This window comes from Kitasatospora sp. NBC_01250 (genome assembly GCF_036226465.1).
Lineage (GTDB): Bacteria > Actinomycetota > Actinomycetes > Streptomycetales > Streptomycetaceae > Kitasatospora.
Genome location: NZ_CP108476.1, coordinates 8,699,046 through 8,716,938 on the forward strand (window position 1 = coordinate 8,699,046; position 17,893 = coordinate 8,716,938).

General features: G+C 72.3%; 18 protein-coding genes and 1 pseudogene. 12 read left to right on the top strand and 7 right to left on the bottom strand.

Going from position 1 to position 17,893, the window contains the following annotated elements:
* Nucleotides 1-73: 73 nt before the first annotated feature.
* Nucleotides 74-721, top strand: coding sequence for a hypothetical protein (locus OG500_RS36820; RefSeq protein ID WP_327071233.1), 648 nt, complete (start codon nt 74-76; stop codon nt 719-721).
* Between the two features lie 200 nt (nt 722-921).
* On the opposite strand, the gene OG500_RS36825 is transcribed toward OG500_RS36820, so the two are convergent.
* The gene (locus OG500_RS36825; protein ID WP_329586907.1) at nt 922-1,098 is read right to left on the bottom strand and encodes a hypothetical protein; all 177 of its coding nucleotides are present in this window, start codon (nt 1,096-1,098) and stop codon (nt 922-924) included.
* A 191-nt stretch (nt 1,099-1,289) separates the two neighbouring features.
* Here OG500_RS36825 and OG500_RS36830 point away from each other — a divergent pair, with 191 nt between their 5' ends.
* Nucleotides 1,290-2,069, top strand: coding sequence for an SDR family oxidoreductase (locus OG500_RS36830; RefSeq protein WP_327071235.1), 780 nt, complete (start codon nt 1,290-1,292; stop codon nt 2,067-2,069).
* 317 nt (nt 2,070-2,386) lie between these two features.
* Nucleotides 2,387-3,745, top strand: a complete 1,359-nt coding sequence (locus OG500_RS36835) for an erythromycin esterase family protein (protein WP_327071236.1) — start codon at nt 2,387-2,389, stop codon at nt 3,743-3,745.
* A gap of 49 nt (nt 3,746-3,794) precedes the next feature.
* Here the strand turns inward: OG500_RS36835 and OG500_RS36840 are convergent, their stop codons facing one another.
* The gene (locus OG500_RS36840) at nt 3,795-4,646 is read right to left on the bottom strand and encodes a LysR family transcriptional regulator (RefSeq protein WP_329586910.1); all 852 of its coding nucleotides are present in this window, start codon (nt 4,644-4,646) and stop codon (nt 3,795-3,797) included.
* Nucleotides 4,647-4,726: 80 nt separating this feature from the next.
* On the opposite strand from OG500_RS36840, the gene OG500_RS36845 reads away from it, so the two are divergent.
* Nucleotides 4,727-5,302, top strand: a complete 576-nt coding sequence (locus tag OG500_RS36845; RefSeq protein WP_329586913.1) for a cupin domain-containing protein — start codon at nt 4,727-4,729, stop codon at nt 5,300-5,302.
* Nucleotides 5,299-5,661: a DoxX family protein gene (locus OG500_RS36850; protein WP_329586916.1), complete on the top strand. Its 363-nt coding sequence runs from the start codon at nt 5,299-5,301 to the stop codon at nt 5,659-5,661. The genes OG500_RS36845 and OG500_RS36850 overlap by 4 nt, the downstream gene beginning before the upstream one ends.
* 691 nt (nt 5,662-6,352) lie before the next feature.
* Here the strand turns inward: OG500_RS36850 and OG500_RS36855 are convergent.
* Nucleotides 6,353-6,649, bottom strand: coding sequence for a hypothetical protein (locus OG500_RS36855; protein WP_329586920.1), 297 nt, complete (start codon nt 6,647-6,649; stop codon nt 6,353-6,355).
* 45 nt (nt 6,650-6,694) lie between these two features.
* Here OG500_RS36855 and cofE point away from each other — a divergent pair, with 45 nt between their 5' ends.
* The 4 genes and pseudogenes from cofE to OG500_RS36875 all read left to right on the top strand — a co-directional run.
* Entirely contained in the window at nt 6,695-7,471 is a 777-nt protein-coding gene (cofE, locus tag OG500_RS36860; protein WP_329586923.1) for a coenzyme F420-0:L-glutamate ligase, read from the top strand.
* 134 nt (nt 7,472-7,605) lie between these two features.
* Nucleotides 7,606-7,911, top strand: a complete 306-nt coding sequence (locus tag OG500_RS36865) for a hypothetical protein (RefSeq protein WP_442907115.1) — start codon at nt 7,606-7,608, stop codon at nt 7,909-7,911.
* 142 nt (nt 7,912-8,053) lie between these two features.
* Nucleotides 8,054-8,623 carry a GNAT family N-acetyltransferase gene (locus OG500_RS36870; RefSeq protein WP_329586925.1) on the top strand — a complete coding sequence of 190 codons (570 nt, stop codon included), beginning with the start codon at nt 8,054-8,056 and terminating at the stop codon, nt 8,621-8,623.
* Between the two features lie 27 nt (nt 8,624-8,650).
* A pseudogene (locus tag OG500_RS36875) lies at nt 8,651-9,552 on the top strand (transposase family protein); the annotation flags it as partial.
* A gap of 335 nt (nt 9,553-9,887) precedes the next feature.
* Here the strand turns inward: OG500_RS36875 and OG500_RS36880 are convergent.
* Together OG500_RS36880 and OG500_RS36885 are read right to left on the bottom strand one after the other, a co-directional pair.
* Nucleotides 9,888-11,075 carry a hypothetical protein gene (locus tag OG500_RS36880; protein ID WP_329586928.1) on the bottom strand — a complete coding sequence of 396 codons (1,188 nt, stop codon included), beginning with the start codon at nt 11,073-11,075 and terminating at the stop codon, nt 9,888-9,890.
* Nucleotides 11,076-11,106: 31 nt separating this feature from the next.
* Entirely contained in the window at nt 11,107-11,781 is a 675-nt protein-coding gene (locus tag OG500_RS36885) for a TetR/AcrR family transcriptional regulator (protein ID WP_329586930.1), read from the bottom strand.
* A 113-nt stretch (nt 11,782-11,894) separates the two neighbouring features.
* Here OG500_RS36885 and OG500_RS36890 point away from each other — a divergent pair, with 113 nt between their 5' ends.
* Complete coding sequence (locus OG500_RS36890) at nt 11,895-12,638, top strand: SDR family oxidoreductase (RefSeq protein ID WP_329586933.1); 744 nt, start codon at nt 11,895-11,897, stop codon at nt 12,636-12,638.
* 99 nt (nt 12,639-12,737) lie between these two features.
* Here OG500_RS36890 and OG500_RS36895 read toward each other — a convergent pair whose 3' ends face one another.
* Nucleotides 12,738-13,358 carry a LysE family translocator gene (locus OG500_RS36895; protein WP_327071247.1) on the bottom strand — a complete coding sequence of 207 codons (621 nt, stop codon included), beginning with the start codon at nt 13,356-13,358 and terminating at the stop codon, nt 12,738-12,740.
* The gene (locus OG500_RS36900; protein ID WP_329586935.1) at nt 13,352-14,884 is read right to left on the bottom strand and encodes an alpha,alpha-trehalose-phosphate synthase (UDP-forming); all 1,533 of its coding nucleotides are present in this window, start codon (nt 14,882-14,884) and stop codon (nt 13,352-13,354) included. The genes OG500_RS36895 and OG500_RS36900 overlap by 7 nt, the downstream gene beginning before the upstream one ends.
* A 344-nt stretch (nt 14,885-15,228) precedes the next feature.
* Here OG500_RS36900 and OG500_RS36905 point away from each other — a divergent pair, with 344 nt between their 5' ends.
* Complete coding sequence (locus OG500_RS36905; protein ID WP_329586938.1) at nt 15,229-16,923, top strand: enoyl-[acyl-carrier-protein] reductase FabV; 1,695 nt, start codon at nt 15,229-15,231, stop codon at nt 16,921-16,923.
* Between the two features lie 133 nt (nt 16,924-17,056).
* Nucleotides 17,057-17,881, top strand: a complete 825-nt coding sequence (locus OG500_RS36910; protein WP_329586940.1) for a M55 family metallopeptidase — start codon at nt 17,057-17,059, stop codon at nt 17,879-17,881.
* Nucleotides 17,882-17,893: the final 12 nt, after the last annotated feature.

The window sequence follows — 17,893 nt, forward strand, 5'->3', positions numbered from 1 at the left end:
GCAGTCAGTGCCAGGCCTCCCGGCGCGAACGCCGCGCGCTCCCGCATCGTCTACCATCACTGCTCGCTGACAGATGGACGAGATGAAGAGTGTGGCAATGAGACTACTGATCACCTTGGGTTACGGCGCTGTTCTGGCGGCGCTCGTCGTGGGGACCTTGGTGGGGAACCTGTTCGGCGTGGACGACGTGAGCAGGCTGTTGCTGACGCTCATCGAGTTCGTCACCGGTCTGCTGGTGCTGAGCGTCGTCATGGCAGCGCTGCCGCGTCGGCTGCAGCAGCAGGTGGCAGGGGCACAGCCCACCTCGGCGATGATGCGGCGTCGGGTCGACCGGCTGCTCGTCGCCATCGGCGGCATTCCGGCGCGTTCGGCGCGCGCGGATGTCGCGGCCCTCGCCCGCGGCGCGAGCCTGTACGCGCGAGCGGTGCGGATCGATGGACCGCGCCCCGCACTCGGCGTGCTGCTCTTCGAGGCGCCGGCCGACGGGCAGGCCGTGCTGCGCTGGCACCAGGGGAGGACCGTCGAGACGATCCCGGCCCCGTACACGGTGACGGAGCTGGCCGGCGTCCGGTCGACAGCGACAGCCCGCACCCTGAAGGCCACCAGTACGGTCTGGATCGGGGAAACCATCAACGTTCAGCTGACGCCGATGGACCTGGAGGTGCTCCGCCACGTGGCGGCTGCCGCGACGCCGGAGCGGGATGGCACGTCGGTCCGGTAGGCGAGCGGATCGCGGCCGAAGGGGGAGCCCGGTCCCTTGTGGACGACCTTCTCCTTGGGCCCGCTCCACACGTCGGCGCGCTGATCGTGGAGGGCGTCGGCGAAACTCCTGTCCCGGCCGAGGGCGTGCACATCCAGGTCCTCGACGGCGAGACCGGGCTTCCCGCGGAGCTCGTTCGACGCCGGTGGCTGCGCGGGCGCTCAGTCCGCCAGGTGCTCCGCGAGGAAGCCGAAGGCGGGGCTCCACTGCCGGACCTGGAACCGGCTGATCACGTCGGCCTCGGTCTGCAGCCCGGCCGGACAGGCGCGGTGCGGAGGGCGAACCCCCACGTGGCGCTGGTCGGTGGTGAAGACGTACTCGACGGCGTCGTAGGCCACGGCGTTCCCCTGCGTGCTCCTCGGCCGGTCCGGCGCGGGGCCGGTGCTGCCGATTGCTCCGGTGGGCCGGCAACACGCTGTCGCGGCGGGCTCCTTGCTGTGGACTTTTGGCGGGGGTCGGGCTGACCGTTCGTCATTTATGGTGATCGGAGCCCGGATTCGGCCGGGGCATCACGAAAGGAGAGGCGATCATGGGGGAACTGGACGGCAGGACTGCGCTGGTGACGGGCGGCTCGCGCGGGATCGGTCGCGCGGTCGCGCTGCGGCTCGCGGGCGAGGGGGCGCTGGTGGTGGTCCACTACGGGGGCAACGAGGCGGCTGCCGCCGAGACCGTGGCGCGGATCGGGGAGGCCGGGGGCCGGGCGTTCGCGGTGCAGGCCCGGTTCGGCGAGAGCGGTGCGGTGGACCGGCTCTTCGAGGGGCTGACCGCCGGGCTGGCGGAGCACGGCGCGGACGGCCTGGACATCCTGGTGAACAATGCGGGCATTCACTCGGTCAGCCCGATCGGGCAGCTCAGCGAGGAGGAGTTCGAGCGGCTGCTGGCGGTCAACCTGAGCACGCCGCTCTTCGTGGTCAAGCGCGCGCTGCCGCTGCTGCGGGACGGCGGGCGGATCGTCAACATGGGCTCGGCGGCCACTCGGATCGCGGCCCCGATGCAGATCGGCTACACCGCCAGCAAGGCGGCGCTCGCGGCACTCGCCCCCTCGCTCGCCCATCAGTTGGGCGGGCGGGGGATCACCGTGAACACGGTCGAGCCCGGGGTGGTGCGCACCGACCTGACCGCCGGCTTCACCGGCGTCCCCGAGGCGGTGGCCGGGCTGGAGGCGATCACCGCGCTCGGGCGGATCGGCGAGCCGGAGGACGTCGCGGACGTGGTGGGCTTTCTGGTGGGCCCGCAGGGGCGCTGGGTGACCGGCCAGACCATCGACGCCTCCGGCGGTACCTACCTCGGACCGGCCGCGGCCGGCTGATCCACCCCCGGTCGGATCCACCCCCGGTCGGATCCACCCACGGTCGGATCCGCCCCCGGCGGTGCCCGACCCGCGGCCCACCCGCGCCCGGACCCGCGCCCCTACCCGCGCCCGGACCCGCGCCCCCACCCGCGCTCCGGCCCAACGGCCGGGGCGCGGGTAGGACCACGGTCCTGGTCCGGGCGCCGCGGGTGGATCCTGGTCCCCCGCGCGTTCTCGTCCTGCGCTCCGACGAGCAGCCGCCGGCCAGGTGATGAGCTGGGATCCTCCCGGGCCGACACCGACGGCGCCGGTTGGACGAGGCGAGGAGCGAGGGCATGACGGAGCAGTTCGGGCGACGGCCGCTACTGATGGCGGCGGCGGCCACGGTGGGGGCGCTGCTGGCCCCCGCGTCGGCCTACGCGGCTGACGGGGCCACGGCCGGCAAGGCGCCGGCGAAGCCCGACGGCCAGGACCCGGTGCGCGCGCTGGAGCGGGCCGCGCGCCCGCTGCGGTCGACCGAACCGGGCTCGGGCACGGCCGATCTGCGGCCGCTGGGGGCGATGATCGGCGACGCCGCGGTGGTGGGCCTGGGCGAGGCCACGCACGGGTCGCACGAGTTCTTCGCCCTGAAGCACCGGATCTTCCAGTACCTCGTGGAGGCGAAGGGCTTCACCACCTTCGCGCTGGAGATCGGCTGGCCCTCGGGCATGCTGATCGACGACTACATTCAGGGCGGGCAGGGCGACGCGCGCCAGGTCGTGAAGCAGGCCCTGGGCGGATCGCCCTTCGAGCGCGAGGAGTTCCTGCACCTGGTCGAGTGGATGCGGGACCACAACCGGCGCAATCCCGGTCGTCGGGTGCACTTCATGGGCGACGACGCCGGTGCGCCCAGCGTGGGGGACGCCTTCTTCGAGCGGGTGACGGGCTACGTCCGTCAGCACGAGCCGCAGCTGCTGGCGCGGCTCGACGAGCTCTACACCGGCCTGCGCCCGCTCGACGACTACCTCGCCTACATCGCGAAGCCGGTGGCGGAGCGCCAGCGCCTGGCGGCCAACGCCCAGCAGGCGCTGGAGCTGCTGGAGGGTCAACCGAACGCGGGCGCCACGGAGTTCGCCTGGACGGTGCAGCATGCCCGGTCGATCGCCCAGACCGCCAGGTTCCTCGCCTGCGACTTCGACGACGCCAAGGCGGTGACCGCCGCGGAGCTCTACCGCGACCAGCTGATGGCCGACAACATCGTCTGGTGGCAGCGCAACACCGGCCACCGGATGCTGCTGTCGGCACACGACGGGCACGTGGGGTACGTGACCGACGACCCGGTGATGTACCCGAAGGTCCAGGGTGCGTTCCTGCGCGAGGCGCTGGGCAGCGCCTATCTCGCCATCGGAACCACCTTCGACCAGGGCTCCTTCCTGTCGAAGGACCAGGCCCTGGACGGCCCGTGGAAGCCTTTCACGGTGGACGCGGCCGCTCCCGGTTCCAACGAGTACACCCTCGACCAGGTCTGCCGCTCCGACTGGTACCTCGACGCCCGCACCGCCCCGGCCGCGGCCCGTGCCTGGCTGGACACCGTCCGCCCCACGCGCCACATCGGCACCGAGTACCCGTGCCCGCTCGCCGACATCGCGCTGGGGCCGTCCTACGGCGTCCTCATCCACCTCCGCCGGGTGCGGGCGGCCGACCTGTTGACCTGAGCCGCGCATGGGGCTGAAGCCGCGCACAAGTCGGCTGCCTCCCCGGCGCTCACCGCTGGTAGGCGGCGGTCGCGACCTGGACGAACGAGCGGATCAGCGGATTCGTGTCGCCCTTGTTCCATGCCGCGAGGACGCGACTGGGCGGCATGTCGGCCAGTGGCACCACGGTGAGGCCGGCCGCCGGCTCGTGGTCCAGGAGGGTCATGCCGACGGTGCCGTTCCACAGCACCGCCTGCTGGCACTCCTGGACGGCCCGCACCACTGGGCCCTCGCGGGGTTCGCGGCCGTGCCAGTAGGACTGCCAGCGCGCGTCGGTGCCCTCCGGGAACCGGAACCAGCGGCGGTCGGCCAGGTCGGCCAGGTCGAGGCTGTCGCGGCGGGCCAGTGGATCGTCGGCGCGCAGCAGGGCTCCGACCGGGTCGGCGCGCAGCTCCTGGGTGATCAGGCCGGCCGTGTCGAACGGCGCGCGGGTCACGGCGATGTCGACCAGCCCGGCGCGCAGTCCGCAGGTGGGGTCGGTCAGGTCGGTCTCGCGGATGCGGACCTCGACGCGCGGGTGCCGACGGCGGTAGGCGCGGGCCAGCCGGGTGGTGCCCGGGTCGGTGCCGTCGCCGAGGAGGCCGACGGTGAGGGTCGCGGCTCCGGCCGCCCTGGCCAGGCGCGTGCGCACCTGCTCGGCGTGGTCGAGCAGGGCACGCGCCTCGTCGAGCAGCACCGCCCCCACCGGGGTGAGCGAGACGCCGGCGGAGGACCGGTCGAAGAGCGCGGCGCCGGTCTCGGTCTCCAGCTGCTTGATCGCCCGGCTCAGCGGCGGCTGGCTCATGTGCAGTCGCGAGGCCGCCCGGCCGAAGTGGAGTTCCTCGGCAACCGCCACGAAATAGCGCAGGGTACGCAGTTCCATGGGGCAACGATACCCGTACGGTATCGAGGCCATCGAACAGGTCTTGGATGCCCGCGGTGCCCCGGCGGTGGAATCGAAGCATGACGAACGACACGACGAGCGAACCGACGAGCGAACCGAAAGCCAGTGAGCACCCGACCGCCGACCTCGCCGTGTCGGTGGTCGGTCCGGACGACGGCGAGACGATCGTGCTGGGCACCACGCGACTGCGCCTGCTGGAGGACGGCAGCAACACCGGGCACCGCCTCGGGCTCGCCGAGTCGGTCCTCGCGCCGCACACGCCCGGACCACCGCAGCACCGCCACGCCCAGCACGACGAGGGCTTCTACATCATCTCCGGCACCGTGCGGTTCACGGTCGGCGAGCGCCAGTACGACGCGACGGCGGGCACGTTGGTGATGGTTCCGCCGGGTGCCCCGCACACCTTCGCCAACACGACCGACCAACCGGCCGTCATGCTCAGCACGTTCACGCCGGACCTGTACGTGCAGTACTTCCGGGACCTGCAGGACATGATCGCCGGCGGTCGGGCGATGACCCCGCAGGCGAGCATCGAGACGATGAGCCGCTACGCCACCGTGCCGGCCACCGACTTCGGCGAGCGCCCGGCGGCCGGCGGCAGCCCGGCGACCGGTCCCCGAGGAGGCGCATCGTGAAGGCCGCCGGTGGAATCGCTGCCGCTCTGCTCGCCCTCTTCTACCTCTACGGCGGCGGGCTGAAGCTGCTCCGCAACCGTGCGCGGCTGCGCCCCATGATGGCCTGGGTGGACAGCGTGCCGATGCCGGCCGTCCGGGCCATCGGGGCGATCGAAGTGCTGGGCGCGCTCGGGCTGGTCCTGCCACCGCTGACCGGCCTCGCACGCTGGCTCGCCCCGGCCGCCGCCCTCGGGTTCGTGCTCCTGCAGCTCGGCGCGACCTCGGTACACCTGCGCATGGGGGACCGCCGGATCGCCCTCAACCTCACCCTCCTGCTCGCCGCCGCCACGAGCGGCTGGCTGACGGCGAGTTCACTATGACGGGGGCCGGGGAGGCTTCCTCCCGTTCCAAGTGGTGGTCCGGTTGTGCAGGGGAGTGGATGGCGGGCGGTGTGGGTGGATCTGGCGACGCTGAGGAGGCCGGCCGACCCCGCCAGCACTACGCCGGGACCGGCGGAAGGTTCGTGACCACGTGCGAAGCCTGATCACGCGCGCGGAGGCCGAAGCTGATGAGGCAGACTGCAGGCTGGCGTCATGTGTGGCGGACCCGGCCCGCGGCTACCTTCAGGCCGGGCAGCGGGTCGAGGTGGTGGATACGCTGCCGGCGGCCGAGCGGGAGGCACCGCAGGAAGTGCGCTGCCGCCCGCGGACCCGCAGGCTGGTGGAGGATCTGCGGGCTCTGGGGGCGGGGCCGCGGAGGAACGCTTGCGTCTCTCGCCGAGCGGTGTGGACTGCCCGCGTGACGACATCCAGCACCTTGTACCTGGTCGCGTGCGCGGCTCCGCCCGCCAGCCAGCTGGAGATACCGATCCGTGCCGCTCAACGTGCCGGTTGGGATGGCTGCCCGGTCCTGACACCGTCCGCGTACCGCTGGGCGAGCGAGGACCCAGCCAGCGGGATCGACCTGGCCGCCCCGGAGGAGCTGACGGGCCATCCGGTCCGCCACCAAGATGGGCCTGATTGTGTCCCGCGGGACACAATCCAGCAGGCCGTTCTCTGCCGGTACGGGTGGTCAGCCGGTCAGGGCGAGTTCGGTGCGGGCGTGGTGGACGAAGTCGGCGACGGCCGTCTCCTGCTGCCAGGGGGCGAGGGCGGTGACCAGGTCCTGGACGTAGCCGCGGGCCCGGGTGGACTCGACGTGGGCGAGGATCCCGACGGCCTGGTGTCCGAGCGGCAGGCCCTGTTCCAGTTCCTGCTCCTGCAGGTGGGTGGTGGCGACAATGGCCAGGCGCATGCCGACCGAGCGGGGGAAGTCGCCTGGTGACATGGCGGCCTGCGCGTTCCAGCGCAGCGCCTGACAGACCATCACAGAGCGGATACTGCCAGCACCACACCGCCCCGCGAGGAGGCACCAATGAGTACCTGGGACATGCGGCTGCGCGCTCTGCCCGGCATCCCGATGGTCAGCACCGGCGACGACATCGCCGCTCTGATTTGCAAGGCCGGCGCCGAGGACGGCCACCAGCTCGCCGACGGCGACGTGCTGTGCGTCGCCCAGAAGATCGTCAGCAAGACGGAGGGCCGGATCGTGCGCTTGGCCGACGTCATCCCGAGCCCCCGGGCCGAGGAGCTCGCGCAGCGCACCGGCCGCGATCCACGCTGGTGCCAGCTCGTCCTGGACGAGAGCGAGCAGGTCCTCGACCTGATCGGCCGCCACGTCGTCACCCTGGACCGCCGCGGGCTGGTCGACACCGCCGGCGGTGTCGACCTCTCCAACGCGGGCATCTACAGCGAGGGCTGGGCCTGCCTGCTTCCCGTCGACCCGGACGCCTCCGCCCGCCGCATCCGCGACCGGATCCGCGAGCTCACCGGTGCCACCGTTGCCGTGATCGTCACCGACAGCCTCGGCGGCCCCCACCGCGAAGGCTCCCACGGCGCCGCGATCGGACTGGCCGGCATCGTCGCCGTCGAGAAGCCCCCGGTCGGCGACACCGACCTGTACGGCAACCCAGCCCACGGCGATCTCAACCGGGTGGACGAACTCGCCGGCGCCGCCTCGGCCCTCATGGGCCAGTCCGGCGCCGCGCGACCCGTCGTCCTCATTCGCGGCGCCCACTACACCAGCGGCGAGACCGGCATCGCGCCGCTGCTGGTCCGACCAGCAGCTCCCGTGACCGGGCTCGTCCCGTAGAACCGAAGACAGTGAGGCCCGGTGAGCAGCGGCTGCTCATCGGGCCCCACTTCGGGGCCGGTCCCTATTGGTGGTCGGCGGGCGGGCTGCTGATCGGCCACCAGGCGTCGGGGCACATCGGGGGCCGGGGAGGTATGGACCGGGAAACCGGTGTTGCTGTCAAGACTTTTGACGGCAGCTTTCGGGGCCTGACGGGGAACGCGAGTGCCGCCGCCGTGTATGGCCAGGTTCGAGACTTCATCAGTGTGAGCGGCGGGAATACGTCAAAGCTCACCCGGGAGCAGAAGGGTCGGTTCGTCGCGACATGTTGGATTGCTCAGATCCACAAGCACATTGAGGACCCGAAGCCGGGCTACGTCGCTGGCTCGAACGACCTGCCCGCTTGGCAGCAGGAGACCGATGCCGACATCTTCGAGGCGATCGAGCACGCCAACTCCTAACGACTTGGGGAGCGATAGAGGCGGGTCCTCGGCCATGACGTGAAGGCGGCCGTGCCATGCTGCTCCTCCAGCACCCCACCCGGTGACAGACGCGGTCCGAAAACGCCTGGACCGTCGGACCCCCCTCGGCCATGATCCTCACGTGACCACCTACCTCGAGTCCGAGCGCCTGACCCTGCGCCCCTTCGCCGCCGCCGACGCGGACCTGCTGATCGAGCTGGACAGCGACCCGGCGGTGATGCGCTATCTGACCGGCGGCGCTCCGACTCCGCCGGAGGAGGTCCGCGACCTCGCCATCCCCAGCATCCTCGCCGGCTACGAGCGCTGGGATCACAACCTCGGCCTGTTCGCCGCGCACGAGAAGGACGGCGGCGCGTTCGTCGGCTGGTTCTGCCTGCGTCCGCTCCGCAGCGGCCCGCGTGAGGAGGCCGAACTCGGCTACCGCCTGCGCCAGGCGGCCTGGGGCCGGGGCTACGCTACGGAGGTCTCGCAGGCGCTGCTGGCGAAGGGGTTCGCCGAGCTTGGGATCCGCATGGTCTGGGCCGAGACTATGACCGTGAACCGCCCTTCGCGCAACGTCATGGAGAAGCTCGGGATGACGCTCGCGGAGAGCATCCCCACGCCGGACGACATGATGGCGGTTGAGGGTTCCGAGCACGGGGGTGTGCGGTACGAGATCACGAAGGAACAGTGGGAGCGGCGGCAGGCGTAGGCGGCGCGAGGCGCGGCGCCCGTGGATGTGAAGTCATCAGCCCGCGCGGCCTTGTCTCATCAAGCCCCATCGGGCATATCCCGACAGCATCTTGCCGAACTCGTCGCTGAGCTCGCCCCGGCATGGGAGGCGCGGCAGGAGTCTGCGCTGCGGGAGCGGCGCGGCGGCGATCGCCGCCGCGAGGCCGGTGCTGGCCCGAAGCATCGTCTGGTGTTCGTCGATCGGGTGCTGGTCACGCTGGCGCACTTGCGACACGACCTTCCGCACTCGGCCCTGGCTGTGCTGTTAGGAGTGGACCGCTCCACGGTGTCCGCCGCGATCCGGCAGGTCCGGCCGCTGCTGGCGGCGCGCGGGTTCGCCGTGCCCGACCAGCCCGCCATCCGGCTGCGCACCATCGAGGACGTGTTCGCCTACGCCGAGGCCGAGGACGTCGAGCTGCGTATCGACGGCACCGACGTGCAGGTGAGACGCCCGAAGGCCGGGCGTCCGGGCCGCAAGGCGTTCGTGTCCGGCAAGCGCAAGCAGAACACCATGAAGACCACCACGTTCAGCGACGGCCACGGCCGCACCCTCTACTCCGGGGTCGCGCGGCCAGGACGAATGCACGACCAGACCGCGGTGCGCACCGAGGGGATCGCCGAGCAGCTGCGCTGCCGCCCCGGCGTCAAGGTGCATGTCGACGAGGGCTACCTGGGCTTGGCCAACCAGTTCCCACATCAGGTCACCGCCCCACCCCGCAAGCCGAAGAAGGACGCGACCCTCGGCGAACAGCACGCCTGGCGGCACGAACGCCGAGCACAGTCCTCCAACCGGATCTGCGTGGAGCACGCCAACGCCGAGTACAAGCGTGGCGGCCCCTGCAGCGCTACACCGGCCGCCGCGAAGACTTCGCCGAGACCCAAGCCGCCATAGCCGGCCTGGTCTCCGACTGGTCAGCCCGCCGGGCCGCCCGCCGCAGGACGAGCAAAGAACTCGTCCTCGCCGCCGACGCCCGCCCGACGTCCTGCTGATCAATCCCAGGCGGATTGCTCAGCCGAGCCTGCCCAGATTCCTATCGCTCCCCAAGCCGTAAGCGGTCTGCGGCTGCCCTCCCTTCCCCTCCTCGGCCTGTTCGGGGCGGGGAGGGGAGTTCCGGTCCGTCAAGGTGGCCCGCTGGGCCGGCGGAGGGGTGTCTCGGTGGTGTCATTGTGGTGGTCGTAGGCCCTGTCGCCGGGCGAACCGTTAGCAGCTGACCGCGACTATCAAGATCACCAGCAGAGTCAAGCTAGATCAGCCGCTCGTGGTTGCGGGCGGCGACGGTGCGGACGAGGGCCGCGAACTGGGCGCGGCTGTGGTGCTGGTGGCGTTCCGCCGCCTCCTCCTGCTCCTGGTCCGCCGCGTCGTCCGGCTGCTCGCCCTCGGTGTTCTCCGCGTCCGCGTCCTCGTCGTCCTCGTCGCTCTCGGCGTACTCGTCGTGGACGAGCCAGCAGCCGTGGATGCCCAGGAGGAGGTCTTCGAGGAGGTCGCGGGCGGGCCGGCGCGGGTCCAGTGGGGTGAGGCGGATGCCGCTGAGGACCGCCTCCGAGCCGCCGTCGTCGTCGGAGTACTGGGCGACCATCTCCTCGGCCTCGTCGAGCTGTTCGCGGAAGGTCGCCGGGTCGGGCAGGACGCCGTCGGCGACCTTCATGGCATGGCGCACCAGGCCGGTGACGGCGTCGTAGGGGGAGAAGCCGGCGTCGAGCAGTTCCAGGACGAGGGTGGGCGTCTCGTGGGGGAGCGCCTCGATGGTGTCCGCCTCCCGGACCACCTCGGACGCCTCGTAGCCGGAGGCCTCGGAGACGGCTTCGGCGGCGGCGCGCAGCCAGTGGGCGGCTGCCACGGCCGCGGCGGTCGGGTCGACCTCGGAGTAGAGGGCGGACGGGCCGAACGGGTCCTCCTCCAACAGCCGGTCGGCGGCGGCGACCTGGACGGGGGAGGCGCCCTCGCGGCTGAGCAGGACGGCCTGCTGGGCCCGCCCGGTGAGGTCGCCGAGTTCGGCGCTCTCGACGGCGGCCAGCTCCGCCGCGGTCTCGTCGCGGATCGTGTCGGTCAGCTCCGGGAGCTCCAGGGCGAGCAGGGCACGGCCGATGCGGTGCGCGTTCTCCAGCACGGGGCTGTAGGAGACGGTCATGGTGCCGCCGTGCGGGAGGTTGGGTGCCTCCACGGCCTGGGGGACCTCCTCGAAGGCCCGGCGCTCCTGCTCCCGGTGCCAGCCCTCGCTGTCGACGTCGAGCGAGTCGGCGGCGCTGGCGGGGTGGGTGTAGGTGCGCCAGGCCGCCGTGGACAGCTGGGTGAGCGCGGCGGCCAGGCGGGACAGTGCGGCGAGGTCGGTGCCGGCCGGGAGGGCGGCGACGCGCGCGGCGAGTTCGCCCTGCCCGGTGCCCCAGACGGCGATGAGTTCGTGTCGCACAGGGTCGACGCAGTAGCGGGTCATGTCGGACCTCCTTCGGCTCGACTCCGTCCTATCACTTGCGCTCGCTCGGCAGGGCGCTCCCACCCGCGCCGTGCAGCAGGGTTGTGGCGAGCTGTTCGGCGACGGTGTGGTCGAGCGGGCCGTGGCCGAGGATGAAGCGGTACCAGAACAGGCCGTAGATCTGATCCACGATCAGGTCGAGGTCGGCGTCCGGAGGGAGTTGGCCGCGCTCGCGGCCACGGTCGAGGAGGTCCCGCAGGGCGCTGCGGCGGTCGGCGGTGTAACCGCGCATGAGTTCGGCGAGGTGCGGGTCGCGGGCGGCCTCGCGGACCAGGGTGCGTAGGGCGGAGGCCGTGGTGTCCTGCTGCGCGGCGTCGAAGGTGGTGGCGACGAAGGCCTGCAGGTCGTCGTGGAGCACGCCGGTGTCGGGCGCGGCGACGTGCTGGGCGGCGCGGTCGCTGAGGGCGTCCAGCAGGACGGCGCCCTTGGACGGCCACCACCGGTAGACGGTCTGCTTGCCGACGCCGGCCGTGCGGGCGATGGCGTCGATGGTGACCGGTGTGCCGTCGGATTCGGCCAGCAGGCGCAGGGCGGCGTCGAGGATCGCCTGGTGGGCGGCCTCGTTGCGGCGGCGCCCGGTGTGCGGGCGGGCCGTGTTCGGCTGAGCTGCGTCCGGCTGGGCTGCGCTCGGCTGGGGTGCGTCCGGTTGGGGTGCTGCCGCGCTCATCGTTCTTCTCCCTCGCTCAGGCCCCTGTTCGACCCCCGCTTGACAAGACTATCAGTCTCGGCAACCATGGTTGACGAAACGAGCGGTCTCGACAAGACGAAGGAAGCACCATCATGAGCACTTCGGCATCCGCCTTCACCGGTCAGCGCGTCTTCGTGATGGGCGGCAGCTCCGGCATCGGGGAGGCCGCGGCCACCGCCTTCGCCGCCGACGGCGCGGAGGTCGTGATCACCGGCCGGAGCCAGGCCCGCCTGGACGAGGCCGTTGCCCGGATCGGCGGCAGGACCACCGGCCACCGGGTGGACGCGGCCGACCCGGAGGCCCTCAAAGCCTTCTTCGCCGAGGCCGGCACCATCGACCACCTGGTCGTCGGGGTCAGCGGCGGAGCCGGCGTCGGGCCGTTCGCACAGCTCGACCTGGCCCAGCTGGCGGCCGGGTTCGACGGCAAGTTCTGGCCGCAGGTCCGCGTCCTCCAGGCCGCGCTGCCCCACCTGCGGCGGGACGGTTCGGTCACGCTGATCACCGCCGCCTCGGCCCGGTCGGCCTTCCCGGGCACCGCGGGCCTGGCGGCCATCAACGGCGCGCTGGAGGCGATGGTGCCGCCGCTGGCCGTCGAGCTGGCGCCGCTGCGGGTCAACGCGGTCTCGCCCGGCGTGGTGGACACCCCCTGGTGGGACGCCGTGCCGGCCGAGCAGCGCAAGGAGCTCTTCGACGGGCTCGCGGCCACCACCCCGGTCGGCCGGGTCGGGCGGCCCGAGGACCTGGCCCAGGCGATCCAGCTGCTGGCGGCCAACACCTTCATCACGGGCGTGGTCCTGGACTGCACGGGCGGCGCCAACCTGCCGACCGGGCGCTGATTTTCGGTCAAAGGCTGCCAAAGGCCATCAAAGGTCGTCGAACACCGCGCACCCGCCGATCCGTTCGGCGGGTGCGCGGGCGTGCGTACGCGACGGCCGTCAGCTCTCGATGGCCATCCGGATCCCGAGCAGGAGCAGCACGCCGCCGGAGACCCGTTCGAGCCACCTGCGGACGCGGACCCGGGAGATGACCTTGCGCAGCCGCCCGACGAACCAGACGTACAGTCCGTAGTACCCGATCTCGAAGACGGCCCAGACCGCCGCCAGGCCGATCATGGTGGGCAGGTGGGGCGCGCCGGCGGGCACGAACTGCGGCAGGAACGACATCGCGAACACCGCCGCCTTGGGGTTGGCGAGGTTCAGCAGCAGGCCCGAGCGGTACGACCGCCAGCCGGAGCGCTCGGCCGCCGCCTCCTCCGCCGCCGGCCCCTCGTGCTCGCGGCGGGCGTCGAGCAGCGTCTTGACCCCGAAGGCGATCAGCGTCACGGCGCCGACGATCCGCATGGCGTCGTAGGCCAGTTGGGAGGCCGCGAGCAGGGCGGTGAGCCCGAACGCGGCGACGGTGCCCCAGATGAAGACACCGGACTCGTTGCCCAGCACGGTGAGGAAGCCCGCCCGCCTGCTGTGCAGCGACTGCCGGATGATCAGCATGGTGCTCGGGCCGGGCGAGGCCGCGATCAGGGTGCAGGCGCCGAGGAAGGCGGGAAGGGTGCTCAGCATCCGCCCATCGTGGGCTCCGCCCGCCGAGCGTGTCCACCGACTTGTCGCGGTGGGCCGCACTGCCCGATCGCGTGGACGATCCGGTTCGCCCAGTCCGCGGGGCGCTCGTGGCCGAGGAGTCCGGCGAGTGCGGCCATGCGGGTCCGGCGTTCGGCGGGCGTGAGGGCAAGGGCCCGGGCCAGCACCGAGCTGAGGTCGCCGGGTGAGTGCGGGTCGGTGAGCAGTGCCGCCGGCCCGAGCTCGGTGGCGGCACCGGCGTGCCGGGAGAGCACCAGGACGCCCGGCCCCCGGGCGCCGTGCCGGGGGTGTGCGGCCTGGGCGGCGACGAACTCCTTGGCGGTCAGGTTCATCCCGTCCTGGAGGGAGGTCACCCACAGCACGTCGGCCGCCAGGTACTCCTCGATCACCCGGGAGTCGGACAGACTGCGCGGGAGGTAGTCGATCGGTTGCCAACTCCGCTCCGCCCAGCTTGCGTTGACCTCGGCCACCCGCTGCTCCAGGCGTCGGCGGGTGGTGTCGTAGGCGGTGATGCCGGGTTCGGGCGGTGGGCAGACGAGCCGGAAGCTGAGCTTGCCGCGCAGGTCGGGCCGGCGGGTGAGCAGGTGGTCGATGGCGTCGACCTTCTGGACCGGGGCCTTGGCGTAGTCCAGGCGTTCGACCGAGAGCACCAGGTGGGTCCCGGCGGGTCGGCGCCGTATGGTGCGGCCGGCGGCGAGCCGCTCGACGGCGCCCCGGTCGATCCCGAGCGGATGCACTTCGATCCGAGGCACTTCGATGCGCGGCGCCTCGATCCGCAGCGGTTCGTCCGGGCCGTCCGGGCCGTCCGCTTCGTCCTGGCCGTCTGCGTCGGCCAGCGTGCGCCGGAACCGGTCGGCGAAGACGCCGGTGTGGAAGCCCGCCCAGTCCAGGCAGGCGAGCGAGGCGCGCAGTTCGGCCGCCACCGGCAGGGTGGCGAAGACCTCCGGGGACGGGAACGGCGTGTGGTGGAAGAGCCCGGTCCGCAGGTCGGGGCGGGCAGTGCGGAGCAGACCGGGGACGAGCCACAGGTTGTAGTCGTGGAGCCAGACGGTGGCGCCGGGCGCGGCCTCGGTGCTGATGTGCTCGGCGAAGCGGGCGTTCACCGTGCGGAAGTCGTGCCAGGCCTGCCCGGCGAAGACCGACCGCTCCGGTTCGGACATCAGCACCGGCCAGAGCGTCTCCTTGCAGGCACGGTGGAAGTAGCCGGTCCACTCGGCGCTGCTCAACGGCACGAGCGACAGCGGCAGTTCGGTGGGGTGCGGGCCGGTGGCCCGGCGGTCGCCGCCGGCCAGGGCCGCGACCCAGACACCCGGCAGGCCGTCGGTGAAGGCGCTGGTCAGGGTCGGCAGGATGCCGTTGGGGCTGGCGGGCGGCTGCCAGACGGCACCGTTCCAGTGCATGGGGGGCCGGTGGTAGCCGACGACGAGCGAGTGCCCGCGGACGGGGCGCTCCTCGCGAGCGCTGCCGGGTAAGGAGTTGTCCAGCTCGGTGACCAGAATCCTCGACATCCGAGCGACGCTAACACGACCACGGGACGTCGTGAAGTGTTCACCTCATGCGGGGCGTTCTGGCCCTTTCGAGTCGAACTGCCGTGGCAATTCGGCGGTATTCCCAACCTTCACTTTCGAACGCATTATCAGCCCTTGTGGATAAATCATCACTTCGGCACTGACTTTGACGAGGACATATGCCCTGCCGCCCGCGCGGGGCCCGGAATATCTCCTCGAACATCGCCGCACCGGCACTCGGCAGTCGTGACAATCACTGGGGCGGACCTGGCGAACGGCCTTGCTGCCGCCTTCGTTCGTGCTCTGACGTCCAGTCGGCTCTCCTCACAGGACGGGAATCAGTCATGACCACCGAAACCGCGCAGCCCAGCCCGCAGAGCCTCGGCTCCTCCGCCGCCAGGAACCTGGCGACCACCACCAAGACCGTGCCGCAGATGCTCGGGATCACCCCGCGCTACCTGCTGCGCGCGCTGCCCTGGGTCGACCTGGAGGCCGGCGTCTACCGGGTCAACCGCCGCCGGGGCTTCATCCTCGGCGACGGCCTGATCAGCACCTGCGCCGACGCCACCGGGGCCAGCCGGGTGCTCACCGCCCCGCTCACCCGCTCACCCGCTCACCACCCACCCACCCACCCACCGCCTCGCCGGTGCGGCTTAGCCGAACCGGGCCGCCGCCGCAAGGCCGACCCCTACAACGACGGCGCACCTCCTCCGTGGTTCTCCGGCACCGGTGACGGACCGTCGGCGTGGCTACGATCGCCGGAAACGATCACCGGATTGCGGACACCTGGACCGCGGTCCGGGGACCGACAGCCGCCGAGAGGACACCGCCGAGTGAGCACCCAGCAGATCACCCCGAAGCAGCGCGGCTATCTGATCGTCAACTCGCACCCCACCGGCTGCGCGGAGACGGTCGAGCGGCTGTGGGAGTCCATCCCCCGGGCCGAGCCGGGCGAGCGGGCGCCGGTCGTCCTGGTGCTCGGCTCCAGCGCCGGCTACGGCCTGGCCGTGCTGGCGGCCGGGCTGCGCCGGCACGGCATCCGCGGCGTCGGTGTGGCCTTCGAGGCGGCCGGCACCGAGCGGCGCACCGCCTCGGCCGGCTGGTACCGCAGCGCGGCCCTCGCCGAGCTGGCCGCCGCGTCCGCCGCCGATCTGACCTTGGTCAACGCCGACGCCTTCGCCGACCGGACCCGCACCGAGGTGCTGGAGCTGCTGGCCGAGCGCTACGGACCGGTGGACCACCTGATCTACTCGCTGGCCTCCCCGCGGCGCACCGACCCGGCCACCGGCGAGGTCCACCACTCGGTGATCAAGCCGCTCGGGGACGCCTACACCTCCCCGTCGCTGGTCTTCGAGGACGGCGAGCCGAGGGTCGGCAGCGTCGAGCTCGCCCCGGCCGACGAGGCCGAACGCGCCGCCACTGTCAAGGTGATGGGCGGCGAGGACTGGGCGCTGTGGTGCCGGGCGCTGGCCGAAGCCGACCTGCTCGCCGAGGACTTCAGCACCGTCGCGCTGTCCTACGTCGGCTCCGAGATCACCGCCCCGGTGTACCGGCAGGGCACCATCGGTGCCGCCAAGCAGCACCTGGAGCGGACCGCGCACCAGCTCAACGCCGGTGTGCTGGCCGGCCACGGCCGGGCCTTCACAGCCGTGGCCGGTGCCGCGGTCACCCAGGCCTCCACCGCGATCCCCTCCATCGCCCTCTACACCTCGCTGCTGCGCACCGTGCTGGGCCCGCAGGGCTGGCGCTCCACCGCCGACCAGGCGGTGGAGCTGTGGGAGCAGCTGACCGGTGCCCGGCCGCTCGACCTGGACGAGCAGGGCCGCATCCGGCTCGACGGCTGGGAGCTGGACCAGGACGTGCAGGACCGCGTCCGCGCGCTGTGGGCCGATCCGGCCGCCGCGCTGGCGGCCGACCCGGCCGCACCGGCGTGGTTCCACGGCCAGTTCCGCGAGCTCTACGGCTGGGACGTGCCGGGAGTCGACCAGGCGGCCCCGGTGGAGACCACCGTCGCCTGGCCCGGCGACCCGCGCAGCTGACCGGCCCACCGCGGCGCCGACCGGCTCACCACAGCGCCGACCGGCCTCCACAGCGCTGACCGGCCCGCCGCCCGGGTGGCAGACTGCGCACAGTGCCGGGGCGCCCGGGGCATCGGTGAGCAGGGGAGGGACCGTGCGGATCTTCATCTCGTCGGACATGGAAGGCACCGCGGGGGTCGTCGACTGGGAGCAGTGCCGCTCCTCGGGGGCCGACTACGGCTACTACCGCGAGCTGCTGCAGGGCGAGGTCAACGCGGCGATCGAGGGCGCGATCGCAGGCGGCGCAGGCGAGTTCCTGGTCAACGACTCGCACGGGGCGATGGCCAACCTGCGCCCGGACGCGCTGGCCGGGCGGGCCCGCTACCTGTCGGGCCGGCACAAGCCGCTGTACATGATGCAGGGTCTGGACGCCTCGTACGACGCGGTGTTCCTGGTCTCCTACCACGGCTCGATGGCCGGCGAGCCGTCGGCGCTGTCGCACACCTACAACCCGCGGGCGATCGCCGAGGTGCGCCTGAACGGCGTGCCGGCGGGGGAGAGCGGCATCAACGCGCTGGTGGCGCTCGGGCACGGGGTGCCCGTGGTGCTGATCACCGGCGACGAGGTGACCGCGCGGGAGATCGAGCCGTTCTGTCCGGGGGTGCGGGCCGCGGTCGTCAAGTCCTCGGTGTCGCGGTTCGCGGCCGAGAGCCTGCACCCCGAGGAGGCGCGGGAGGTGATCCGCGCCGCCGCGCGCGAGGCGGTGGCGCAGCTGCCGGGTGCCGCGGCGCCGGCGATCACCCTGCCGGCCACCCTCACCGTCCGCTTCCGCAACGCGGACCTGGCCGAGCAGGCCACCTGGATCAGCGGCACCGAACGCGTGGACGCGCTGACCGTCACGCTGACCGACGAGGACCCGGTCCGGCTCTACCGGGCCTTCGTCGCGGTGGTGGTGCTCACCCGGGGACTGGCCGAGTAGCCGGTCGCCGGG